Source organism: Bradyrhizobium sp. AUGA SZCCT0222, from assembly GCF_018130205.1.
Classification (GTDB): Bacteria; Pseudomonadota; Alphaproteobacteria; order Rhizobiales; family Xanthobacteraceae; genus Bradyrhizobium.
On sequence record NZ_JAFCLX010000034.1, the window covers coordinates 1 to 11,866 of the forward strand.

The following is an 11,866-nucleotide window of genomic DNA, read 5'->3' on the forward strand; positions in this document are numbered from 1 at the left end:
CGCTCTCGCCGAGAGGCCGCGGCGTATGGGTCCCGGATCGCGCTTCGCTTGTCCGGGACGACGAAGACAATTTTGCGATTCGGTTTTCATCCTTGCTCCGCGTCGTCCCGGCGAAGGCCGGGACCCATACTCCGCGGCAGTTGTTGTTGCTCAAGGTCTCTAACGCCAGCGCTCTCACCGACGGGGCCGCGGCGTATGGGTCCCGGATCGCGCTTCGCTTGTCCGGGACGACGACTAAGAACACACCTTCGCGATCTCGCGGCGCGATGCGCCCGAGGTTTGCAAGAAACTCTTCCGCCCTCAAAAATCCAGAGGGCGCAGGGAATGCCGGATGCGCGCTGCACCCGCGGTCTCGCGTGCGATTGTGCATAAGAATGCTGCACACGAGCATACAGGGCAGCGGAGAACATCCGACATTCCCTGCGCAATGGCTTTACGGCTTATAACGCGCTCTCCCCGGTGAGACGGCCTCTATTGCCACCGTCGCCCCTCGAAAGCGTTAGCTCCCGAAAGACTTGACGCCGTTACGGGCGCCAGGACCACACGCTTTTGCCGTACGCTTCAGCCGCGACCGTCAATCGCAACGTCAACGTCCACCGCGACCCGCCCCTCGTCATGACGACGGCCGACGCCCCTCTGAGTGGGACGGGATGGGCATAGATGTGCAGGTGATTTGGGGTCGAAGGGAAGGAAAATATTTTTGATTTTCGGAAATTTTGGACTTGACATGATTTCTGGAAAGCGGAACTGATTTGCCCGTCGGGTTGTTTTGTCGCAGCCGCCGTCATTGCGAGCGGAGCGAAGCAATCCATGCCTCGGCTTGGCGCAATATGGATTGCTTCGCTGCGCTCGCAATGACGGGGAGAGGACGGCGTCCCACATCAAGCCGTCATTCCGGGGCGATGCGTAGCATCGAGCCCGGAATCCATTGGGCGGCAGCGCATGCGGGGTAATGGATTCCGGGTTCGCGCCGCGCGCGCCCCGGAATGACGGAGACCTACCGCCCCGCCAGCTGATCCGCAAAGTACCCGATCGTCTTGCGATAGATCGTGGCTCTGTTCCACTCGCGCATCGCTTCGAAATTCGGCGTGCCTTCGCTGTAGGGCGCGCCGGGCTTGAAGCCGGAGACGTGCAGCAGGTTGGCGGTGGAGGCGAGCACGTCGGGGACGCTGTGGCGCAGGTCGACGTGGCCGTTGCCGTCGAAATCGACGCCGTATTTGATGTAGGACGACGGCAAAAATTGCGTCTGGCCGATTTCGCCGGCGAAGGCGCCGATCATGTCGCGTAGCGGCAGGTCGCCGCGTTGCACGATCTTGAGCGCGGCGATCAGCTCACCCTGGAACAGTTCGGTGCGGCGGCAATCATGCGCCATGGTGGCGAGCGTGCGGACGACCGGCATCTTGCCGACGTCGCCCTTGCCGAAATCGGATTCCAGTCCCCAGATCGCGACGATGATCTCCGGCGGCACGCCGTACTGCTTCTCGATCCGCGACAGCAGCGAGGCGTGCTTCAGCAGCATCTGCCGTCCCATCTTGATCCGCCCGGGCCCGACGCGGGTCGAGACATATTGCTCGAAGGTTTTGTTGAAGGTGCCGCGCTGGCGCCGGTCGAAGGCCAGCACCGCCGGATCCTGCGTCACACCGGACAGCGCCTGCGAAATCACGCCCTGCGAAACGCCGGCGGCAGCGGCCTCCTGCGATATCGCCGCCACGAAGGCATTGAAATCGCCGCCGCAGCGGGCGGCGTGAGCGGGGCTGGCGGCGATGACGGCGCCGAACAATACGGCCAAACAAAGCTTGAGCATGCGAATCCCTTGTGACGTGCAGGTTGTGTCGATCATGCCATGAGATGGGGGTGCGGAGGAGATGTCTTATTGTCGTCCCGGCGAAGGCCGGGACCCATACGCCGCGGCCTTCGTTGTTAGTAAAGGAAGATAACGATCAGCGTGTAACCCAATTGCCGCCTGTGGTTATGGGTCCCGGCCTTCGCCGGGACGACAGCTTTATTTGTGGTTCACACCACGCCACCCCTCACTCACTCCCCCCATCAATCTGCCGGCCCATCAGCGCAATCGCCTTTTGATAGACGCCGGCGGCGTTCCAGGCCTGGATGGCGGCGAAGTTGGGTTCGCCGGGCTGGTAGCCGGCGCCGGCGCGCCAGCCATGGGCTTTGAGGAAATTCGCGGCCGAGCTCAGCGCGTTGGCGGAGTTTTCCAGATTACCGGTGCCGTAGGCCAGAATGGCTTTTGGCATGAACTGGGTCTGGCCGACTTCGCCGTGCATGGAGCCGCGCTGGTTTGGCGACAGCACGCCGCGATCGATCAATTGCAGCGCCGCGTAAAGGTGCTCGGTGAAGTAGGCCGTGCGCCGGCAGTCATAGGCCAGCGTCGTGATCGAGGAGAGCATGTTCTGGTTGCCGCGCACGGCGCCGAAACCGGTTTCCATGCCCCAGATCGCGAGCAGCGGCCCCGGCGGCACGCCGTAGCGCTGCTGAATGGAGGAAAACAGCGCGGCCTGCGAATTCTTCAACTGCCGTCCCTTGGCGACGATTGCGTTGGCGCCGCGCTTGGCGAGGAATTGATCGAGCGACAGCTGAAAACTGCGCTGGCCGCGATCGGCGTTGATGGTCGCCTGCGCGTAATTCGTCGCCATCATGGCCTGGATGGTCGCGGCGCTGATGCCCTTGGCACGTGCCTCGCCGGCGAACGACTGCTTCCAGGCGTCGAAGCCGGCGGCAGAGTTGCCGCATTGCGCGGCATTGGCCTGCGAGAGGGGCGCGAAGAAAACGGCGAGAACAAGGGAGCAGAAGGCAAAGGCATGGCGAAAGAAGTACATGGGGAAACCATCTTCAGTGTGGGTGCCGGAATATCAGGCCTGCTTCTAGCACGTCTGCCGCCGCGCTTCGAGCGTTGCGGCAGGGCCGCTTGGCCGGTATCTTTCCCAAAAATGCAGAGATTTTCCGAATGGCCCTTCCCCACGCGATCATGAAGCTGCTCCTCGTCTTGCTCGCCTTTTCGCTCGCGCCGGCCGCGGCCCTGGCACAGACCCGCGATGTCGCGGGCTCAAAGGATTTTCCCGGCATCGGCCGTTTCTCCGGCAGCGTGATCTCAGGACACCAAGTGAAGAATTTCGATGTCGCGCGGATGCAGGCAGCCGTCTTCAAGGACGGCAAGCCATCGGATACGCCGCGCCTCGAAGGCCGCATCACCCGCATCGCCTATCGCACCAGTCCCGGCCCCTCGATTGTAGAAGTCTCGCGGAATTTCGAGACGCAACTGACAAAAGCCGGATTCGAGACGCTGCTGAGCTGCGACACTGACGCCTGCGGCGGCATTCCCTTCACCGAGGCGATCGAGGCGCTGCCGATCCCGCAGATGTGGGTGGACGGCTTCAACTACCATTACTTTTCGGCGCGCAAGAGCGAGAACGGGCGCGAGACCTATGCCAGCGTCGTCGTCAGCGAGAACAACCGCGATATCTACGCGCAGCTCACGATCGCAGAACTCGGCGCGATCGAGAACAAGATGGTGGATGCCACCGTCATGGAAAAGGGCCTGCGCGAGACCGGCCGCGTCGCGCTCTACGGCATCTACTTCGACACCGACAAGGCGATCATCCGGCCCGAGAGCCGCCCCACCCTCGAACAGATCGCGAAGCTGATGGCTTCGCAAGTGGCGCTCAATGTCTTCATCGTCGGCCACACCGACAGCCAGGGCCCCTACACCTACAACCTCGACCTGTCGCGCCGCCGCGCCGAGGCAATCGCCGAAGAACTGGTGAAGACGTATCACATCGGCGCGCCGCGGCTGCGCACGGCGGGCGTCGCGCATCTGTCGCCGGTGGGGTCGAATGCGAGTGAGGCGGGACGGGCGTTGAATAGACGGGTGGAGTTGGTGGCGCCGTAGGGACGCCAGCGCCACGTTGAAGATCTTTGGTAACGAAAGTATCCGACCAACGAAACGCTCTGACCCGCACGATGGATTGGTGAGGAGGCCGGCGCGCGCTAGCTTTGCGCAAGGGCGCCGTAAAGCGGGACGTCAACAGGGCGAAGAGGAAGCGTCAGGCGGATGCCTTGATAACCGCACTTGCCGCACCTGTCTGACGTGAATCCACCTTGCTTTGAGTAGCGATCATCGCCCTTGGCGCATTGATCAAACTCACCAGCGTGTAGCTGATGATCAGCAGCAGGAACCAGGAGCCGAGCTTGTCGATGGAGACCATCGACCAGCCGTGCCGTTGCGACGGATAGAGCCAGATTTTCGTGAACGTCCCGATGTTTTCCGATAGCCAGATGAACACGGACACTAGCAGGAGGCCGAGCAGCAGCGGCATCGCGCGGCTGATGTGCCAGACCCTGAAATGGATCGTGGTGCGGCCGAACAGCCACGCGGATGCTGCGAACAACAGCCAACGCAGATCGACGATGAAATGATGGGTGAAGAAGTTGAGATAGGCGGCAATGCTGAGCGCGATCAGGCTGCGCGGCCGCGGGTGGTTCGAAAAGGTGAAATCGAACAGGCGCCAGGCGCGGCAGAGATAGCTGCCGATGCAGGAATACATGAAGCCGGTGAACAGCGGTACGCCACCCATGCGGAACAAACTCGGCTCCGGGTAAATCCAGGAGCCCACGGAAGTCTTGAAGACCTCCATCGCGGTGCCGACCACGTGATAGATCAGGATGATCTTTGCCTCGTCTGATGTCTCCAGCCGGCCTGCGAGCAGTGCTGCCTGGACGGCGATCATGCACAGAAGCAGGAAGTCGTAACGCGGAACTACTGCATCCGCCGGATAGTAGCGCCAGGTCGCGATCATCAGCGCCACCGCGATGCCGCCGAACAGGCAGGCCCAGCCCTGCTTCAGCCCGAAGCGCAGGAACTCGTAAAGCCATGCCGTCCACCGCCGCTGCGCCATGAAGCGGCCAAGGCGCCGCTCGCCCGAGATGAACGGACGAAGCGGCGGCCAGATCGCGGCGGCGCTCAGCTCTGGCGTGTCGGGGGTTTGATCGGGGTCGCGATGCATGCCATCGACGGTGGCGGCGGAAGGCGGTGCAAAGTAGGCGAATATTTGCAGATTTCGCTCAGTTTGCGCGCCGTCTATGCGTCCCTCATTTTTCTTTGACAGCGGCGTCCTTATCGAGGACAAGCCCGCATGGCCAAGAAACCCGGGACCAATCCCAAAGGCGAGTTTGCCTTTTTCAATGTCGTCTATGAGGACGACTCGCAGCGCTCCAACCGGCGCGTGCCTGCCGAATTGCTCGGCGGGCTCGACGGCGACGAGCCGGCGCGTGCTTTCATCCTCGAGCAGGACCGCGAAATCGCCGAGAAATCCGGCCGCACGCCGCTGGAGATCAAGAGCATCAGCCGGGTCGGGGCGAAGAAGAAGTAGGGTTTTCGTCATGGCCGGGCTTGTCCCGGCCATCCACGTCTTTCCTGATTATTTGAAGCCAAGACGTGGATGCCCGGGACAAGCCCGGGCATGACGATTGTGAATGCTGGACGATCCTCGCCCCTGTGACTCAGCGTGACTCGCGGCGGCACCCCCACCCCGCCCTCCCCCGCAAGCGGGAGAGGGAGCGCACCGGCGGCGTGGAGGCAGCGTGATCCGGTCTCATCGCGACGGCAGCTTAATGCAGGCTAGGCCAAGCAAAAACGGCGGGCTTTCGCCCGCCGCTTTGTTTCGATGGATTGCCGGGTCAAGCCCGGCAATGACAAGCTAGTTATCCAGGAAGCTCCGCAGCTTCCGCGACCGCGACGGATGCTTCAGCTTGCGCAGCGCCTTGGCTTCGATCTGACGGATGCGTTCGCGGGTGACCGAGAACTGCTGGCCGACTTCTTCCAGCGTGTGGTCGGTGTTCATGCCGATGCCAAAGCGCATGCGGAGCACGCGTTCTTCGCGGGGCGTCAGCGAGGCCAGCACGCGCGTGGTGGTTTCGCGCAGGTTGGACTGGATCGCTGCGTCGATGGGGAGGATCGCGTTCTTGTCCTCGATGAAATCGCCGAGATGCGAATCTTCCTCGTCGCCGACGGGGGTTTCGAGCGAGAGCGGCTCTTTCGCGATCTTCAGAACTTTCCGCACCTTCTCCAGGGGCATGCCGAGCTTTTCGGCGAGCTCTTCCGGGGTCGGTTCGCGGCCGATCTCGTTCAGCATCTGGCGGCTCGTGCGCACGATCTTGTTGATGGTCTCGATCATGTGCACGGGAATGCGGATGGTGCGCGCCTGGTCGGCGATCGAGCGCGTGATCGCCTGCCGGATCCACCATGTCGCATAGGTCGAGAACTTGTAGCCGCGGCGGTATTCGAACTTATCGACCGCCTTCATCAGGCCGATATTGCCTTCCTGGATCAGGTCGAGGAACTGCAGGCCGCGGTTGGTGTATTTCTTGGCGATCGAAATCACGAGACGCAGATTCGCCTCGACCATTTCCTTCTTGGCCTGGCGCGCTTCGCGCTCGCCCTTCTGCACGCCGTGCACGATCTTGCGGAATTCGCCGATCTCGAGCCCGGTCAATGCTGCCAGCGACTGGATCTCGTGGCGCAAATCCTTGATGCGGTCCTTTTCGTGATGGACGAAATTCTTCCAGCCTTTGGCCGAGAGTTTTGAGACACGGTTGAGCCAGCGCGGATCGAGCTCCGAGCCTTGATAATTGCGCAAAAAGTCTTCGCGCGCGACGCCGTGGCTGTCGCCGAGGCGCAGCAGGCGGCCCTCGAACGAGACCAGGCGCTTGTTGATGTCGTAGAGCTGCTCGACCAGTGAATCGATACGGGCCTGGTTGAGCCGCAGCGACTTCACCTCGACGATGATTTCGTCCTTCAGCTTCTTGTATTTGCGCTCCTGCGAGGGCGACAGCGTCTCGCTCTGCAGCTGGTTGGCGATGTCTTGTTCTTGAAGACGCCGCAGCTTCTTGTACTCGGAAGCGATCTTGTCGAAGGTTTCGACCACCTTCGGCTTCAGCTCGGCCTCGATGGCGGCGAGCGACATCTGGTTTTCGAACTCGTCGTCGTCCATGTCGCCTTCGGCGGCAGCTTCAGCCGGATCCTTTTCCTCGGTGTCGCCACCGGGCGCGGATGCTGGTGCTGCACGGAACGGCGTCGCCGACGGCGGGGCGGCCGGCGGCGCGACATGCGCGGGTGCGCCATTGCCGTTGGCAGCAGCGACCGGCTGGCCGTCGGGGCCAACGGGCGCCGCCAGCATCGCCGGGTTCATGTTGTTCTTGGCGTCGGGGCCGGCATAGGTGGCTTCGAGATCGATGATGTCGCGAAGGAAGATCTTTCCTTCGTTGAGCTCGTCGCGCCAGATGATGATGGCCTGGAAGGTCAGCGGGCTTTCGCAGAGGCCTGCGATCATCGCCTCGCGGCCGGCCTCGATGCGCTTTGCGATCGCGATTTCGCCCTCGCGCGACAGCAGCTCGACCGTGCCCATCTCGCGCAGATACATGCGGACGGGATCGTCGGTGCGCTCGCCGGGCTCGGATTTCTTGACCTCGGTGACGGCCTTCTGCGTGACCTCGACAAGCTCGTTGTCGGTCTCGTCGTCGGCCTCTTCCTTCTCGTCCTCAGAGTCGGCTTCTTCAGCCTCGGACACGTTGATGCCCATGTCCGACAGCATCGACATGATGTCTTCGATCTGTTCGGGCGAGGTGGTGTCGGAAGGCAAAACTTCGTTGAGCTGATCGAAGGTCACGAAGCCGCGCTTCTTGGCCTGCTTGATCATCTTCTTGACGGCGGCATCCGAAAGATCGAGCAACGGCGACGGGGCGTCCGGCGAGTCCTTCTCGGGGGCGTCCGCTGCCTTGTCGTCTTTTTCCTTGTCCTTAACCTGCAGCGTCTTTGCCTTGGTGGCCATTCATCAAGCTCCCGAAACGCGCTCATGCAGGATGCGGCCGCCGCACCTTGCAAAGAAAACAAAAGTTACTCGACGCGGAAAGGGCGGCGCAGACTATCGCCACCCCGAATCCCCGTTTCGCCGGTTATATGTCTACTAGCCGTAAGGCTCTTAAGCTTCGCTTAACCCTGTTTTTGCAGCCAAACCATGGGTTTGGCGAGTCTTTTAACGGCTCCGGCACGAACCGTCCGCATCATTTTTTCATCTGACGCTTAATCAGACGCTTTGCCGGAACCGGCCTGAAAGCTCGCCAAAACCCTCGATCAGGGCTTCGGTGCCGTCCAGCGACTCCAAACGGGCGCTGACGTCCTTTAGCCACGCCAGATGGGCCTCGCTGGGGTCCTCGCCCAGGGCCAGCTCGGCATCCTTCTTTTCCCTAAGTAAGGCGTGTGTTTTCTGATGCAAGGCAACGAGTTGCTGCCAGGTGGAAAGAACGTCTTCCCGGGCGGCGCCGATCTGCACGCCCCAGACCGCCCCGGTCGTGATCGCGCTGCCAACCCTTTGAAGAACTTGCGAAAATCCGCGCGCTTCGAGATCGGCGCGCATTTTTATCATCTGCTGCGATCCTTACGATTCGACCTATCGCGCCAAAAAACTCTGCTACCCAAGGACCACTTCAGCTAAATGCTGCGGTGCAGCAAGCGCGGTTTTCTTGTAATTGGGTACCGCGAATCTTCGAATCTCTGCTGCTTCTTCCGCTAGTTCGGCTCCCTCTACCTCGATGTTAGCATGTTCATTTTGGCGCTCTCGAATCAGGCTCAGCAAGAGATCGAACGCATTGTCGTTATCCCCAGCCGAAGTTTTGGCCCGCTGGATATCGTAATCCAATTCATCGAGATGAACTCTCCGGGCTAGGTGATCCATCGATTTCGAAACAAAATCCAGCGGAGGGGGTGGGGTAATGGCAAGCAGCGGAAACCGAGCAAAAAGCTTATGCCCCCAAGAGCGGCCATCCGGGCTCATACCGTGGATGTCGTGCAGAACATTATAAAAAACATCTCCAAGGCGACTGTAGATTTGCTGCACGGACAATTCCTTTTCCATGACAAGCAATTGATACAGCGCGCTGCAAAATCGGTCTAAATCCGCTGCGAATTTCAATCGCAGAATGGTGTCCTGTTTTTCGTCCAGGAATTGCGGATAGTGCACAAGCATGCCGAGCAAGACTTTTTGCCGACTGTGTTCTCGGTCTTCCAACCCGCTCTTCAACTCAATGGAAACGGGTTGGTCGATTTCAATCTTTGTCTTGCCATCTCTTCTAGCTCTAGCCTTGCCATCTCGCGCAGCGTACGAAACGAAGTCGCTCTTTGGCTTACCTCTCACTGCCTGCCAAAACAACTCCGCGAGTTGCAGGCGAGAAGTGCGGACGTACGCAGTTTGAACGGAAGAATCTCTAATTGTTCGAACAAGTGCGGTTAGTTTCTTTTCTAGTGAAGCCTGACTATCGGGACTCTTGACGTTGACGCCTTCCGTCTCGCGCGACCACAAGACGTCCCAGATAGGCAACGCCCCTGCGAGAACATCTTTGAATGCCTCAACGCCTCTCTCGCGAATAAGATCGTCAGGATCTTTCTCGCCCACCATGAAGGCAAATTGAAATGACTTCCCAACTGTCAACAACGGCAAAATCCGATCAATAGACCGATGAGCCGCCGCAATACCGGCCCGGTCCGCATCGAAACAGACCACCGGCTCAGACGAGAGCCTCCACAACGCCGTGACCTGCTCTTCCGTAAAGGCAGTTCCCATCGTTGCTACAACGCCCTTAATGCCCGCCTGATAGATGGCAATAGCATCCATGTATCCTTCAACGGCAACAACTGACCCTGCCTTGTGGGCAGGCTCGCGAGCGCGATGAAAATTAAAGACGACCGAGCCCTTGTGAAAAATCGACGTTTCAGGAGAGTTCAAATACTTCGGTTGAACCTCGCTCTTAAGCGCACGACCACCGAATCCGATTACACGACCTCGCTGATCGTGGATCGGAATCATCACTCGATCCCGGAAGCGATCGTAAGGAACCGGAATATCATCACCAGCGATGAGCAGACCAGTCTCGATCATGTCTCCGACGGATACTCCCTTCGATCCCAAGAATTCCTTTAGCCCGAACCGATTGGCCGTCGCATAGCCGAGTCGAAACTCAACAGTTGTCGATGGAGTAATTGCGCGATCCGACAAATATCCGCGAGCTTGCGCGCCTACGTTCGAAGCAAGATTCTGTTCGAAGTACTTCGTTGCTAGTTCCATTACGTCGAAGAGGGACTTTGCCCGCTCTTCTCTCTGCTCCTCCTCACGGGAGGTGCGCGGTATCGGGAGGCCTGCCAAAGATGCAAGGCGCTCGACAGCTTCAGGAAAGGAGACGCCCTCCGTCTCCATAACGAAGTCGAAAATGTTGCCGTGCTTGCCCGTTGAGAAGTCGTGATAGAATTGCTTCTGATCATTAACCGTGAAGGACGGCGACTTCTCTTGCTGAAATGGTGACAGGCCTTTCCATTCGCGTCCCGCCTTCTTCAGTTTAACGCGGCGTCCCACGACGTCTGAAACCTGCAGGCGTGCTTTTATCTCGTCTAGAAAACTAGGCGTGAAGCGCATGCGCTATCTCACTCACTTCACAATTTCACTACGATTCGCGGGGAGAGCGTGGCTACGCTCGCTAATCACGCTCGCGAATCGTGAGCAACAACGCCAGTGGGCGAGCGTAATGTTCATTATACGTTCTCGTCAATATCCCCGGACTTCGACTTATCCACAATACCACTTATCGATACCATTTGTTGAGATAATACTACGAATAGTATTGAGACTGTTAATACAAGGCTAATGCGTATCCGCTTGCCCCCCGCCCGGTTCCACGCTTCCATGTCCCGATGTTCACGACCTTCAGAGGCGGGCAAAGCGGGGCCTGGCAGGTGGTGTCGCAGGCCGCGGTCAAGGGCGCGGGGCTGTTGCGCACGCCGGCGCTGTCGATCGTCCATTCCTCCTCGATCGCGCTGCCGATCCTGCCCTCGCAGACCTCCTGGCGGCTCGCCGGGGTCGCGAGCCATGTGCGCTATACCGAGCGCGCCGAGAAAACCCAGCTGGTGGCGGTGCAGGCCGGGCTCGGGCGCCCCGAAGCGACCCGCGCGGCGCTGATCCCGATCAAGAAGAACGCCGCGTGGTGGGACCTGACGCAGGAAGAGCGGCGCGGGATTTTCGAGGACAAGTCGCAGCATATCGCCGCCAGCCTGAAATATCTCCCGGCGATCGCCCGCCAGCTCTATCACTGCCGCGACCTCGGCGAGCCCTTCGATTTCCTGACCTGGTTCGAATACGACCCGGCGAATGCCGCGCTGTTCGATGAACTGGTCGCGACGCTGCGCGCGACCGAGGAATGGACGTATGTCGAGCGTGAAGTAGATGTACGGCTGGAGCAGGAACGGCTGGATGCGGAGTAGCTGGTCCACTCCCTCTTCCGCAAGCGGGAGAGGGTAAGCGCAACACCGGTTGGCTACTGCTCCAGAAACTTCCCCGAAGCGATGCGCGGCAGGCCGCTGACCGGCCAGTTGTAGACATACGTCCACGCCTCGCTTGCGCTGCCGTCGGCGAGCGTGACGTTCAGCATCTGCCGCAAATATTCGGTCGGCGCCCGAAAGCCCGGGCCGCAGGCCTCGTACATGTCGAACTCGCCGAGCAACGCTTCGCGGTCGCGCAGGCGATACAATTCGCCGGACACGATGTCGGCAGGATCGTCCGACAGCACCAATCCCGGATAATGCTTGATGAGATAGAGCCGGCCGCGGCACGTGGCCTCGCCGATGAAATCGGCGCTGCGCGACAGCAGCTTCGCCATCGGATGGTCGAAGCCGCGCATCAGGGTGCCGTAGACGAACAGACGGTCGGAGATCATGGCGCTTTTTGTCATTGCGAGCGCAGCGAAGCAATCCATCTTGCCCTGAAAAAGGAAGAATGGATTGCTTCGCTGCGCTCGCAATGACGGCGGAGAG

At 60.2% G+C, this 11,866-nt stretch carries 9 protein-coding genes and 1 pseudogene; 3 read left to right on the plus strand and 7 right to left on the minus strand.

What is annotated here, in order from left to right; all coding sequences use genetic code 11:
* Window positions 1-997 precede the first annotated feature (997 nt).
* Window positions 998-1,804, minus strand: coding sequence for a lytic murein transglycosylase (locus JQ629_RS25540; RefSeq protein ID WP_212414976.1), 807 nt, complete (start codon window positions 1,802-1,804; stop codon window positions 998-1,000).
* A gap of 226 nt (window positions 1,805-2,030) precedes the next feature.
* The gene (locus JQ629_RS25545; RefSeq protein ID WP_212414977.1) at window positions 2,031-2,834 is read right to left on the minus strand and encodes a lytic murein transglycosylase; all 804 of its coding nucleotides are present in this window, start codon (window positions 2,832-2,834) and stop codon (window positions 2,031-2,033) included.
* Between the two features lie 149 nt (window positions 2,835-2,983).
* Here JQ629_RS25545 and JQ629_RS25550 point away from each other — a divergent pair, with 149 nt between their 5' ends.
* On the plus strand, window positions 2,984-3,904 hold the full coding sequence (locus JQ629_RS25550; RefSeq protein ID WP_502753319.1) for an OmpA family protein: 921 nt from the start codon (window positions 2,984-2,986) through the stop codon (window positions 3,902-3,904).
* A gap of 154 nt (window positions 3,905-4,058) precedes the next feature.
* On the opposite strand, the gene JQ629_RS25555 is transcribed toward JQ629_RS25550, so the two are convergent.
* Complete coding sequence (locus JQ629_RS25555) at window positions 4,059-5,018, minus strand: DUF817 domain-containing protein (RefSeq protein WP_212414979.1); 960 nt, start codon at window positions 5,016-5,018, stop codon at window positions 4,059-4,061.
* 129 nt (window positions 5,019-5,147) lie between these two features.
* Between JQ629_RS25555 and JQ629_RS25560 the strand changes: the two genes are divergently transcribed.
* A complete protein-coding gene (locus JQ629_RS25560; RefSeq protein ID WP_192736715.1) occupies window positions 5,148-5,384 on the plus strand; it encodes a hypothetical protein in 237 nt (78 codons plus the stop codon).
* Window positions 5,385-5,711: 327 nt separating this feature from the next.
* Here JQ629_RS25560 and rpoD read toward each other — a convergent pair whose 3' ends face one another.
* The 3 genes and pseudogenes from rpoD to dnaG all read right to left on the minus strand — a co-directional run bounded on the left by rpoD (window position 5,712) and on the right by dnaG (window position 10,475).
* Window positions 5,712-7,841, minus strand: a complete 2,130-nt coding sequence (gene rpoD, locus JQ629_RS25565) for an RNA polymerase sigma factor RpoD (protein WP_212207706.1) — start codon at window positions 7,839-7,841, stop codon at window positions 5,712-5,714.
* A gap of 255 nt (window positions 7,842-8,096) precedes the next feature.
* Window positions 8,097-8,441: pseudogene (locus JQ629_RS25570) on the minus strand (DNA primase); the annotation flags it as partial.
* Between the two features lie 39 nt (window positions 8,442-8,480).
* Entirely contained in the window at window positions 8,481-10,475 is a 1,995-nt protein-coding gene (dnaG, locus tag JQ629_RS25575; RefSeq protein ID WP_212414980.1) for a DNA primase, read from the minus strand.
* Between the two features lie 275 nt (window positions 10,476-10,750).
* On the opposite strand from dnaG, the gene JQ629_RS25580 reads away from it, so the two are divergent.
* Window positions 10,751-11,317 carry a chlorite dismutase family protein gene (locus JQ629_RS25580; RefSeq protein WP_212414981.1) on the plus strand — a complete coding sequence of 189 codons (567 nt, stop codon included), beginning with the start codon at window positions 10,751-10,753 and terminating at the stop codon, window positions 11,315-11,317.
* A gap of 53 nt (window positions 11,318-11,370) precedes the next feature.
* Here the strand turns inward: JQ629_RS25580 and JQ629_RS25585 are convergent, their stop codons facing one another.
* Entirely contained in the window at window positions 11,371-11,769 is a 399-nt protein-coding gene (locus JQ629_RS25585; protein WP_212415020.1) for a gamma-glutamylcyclotransferase family protein, read from the minus strand.
* Window positions 11,770-11,866: the final 97 nt, after the last annotated feature.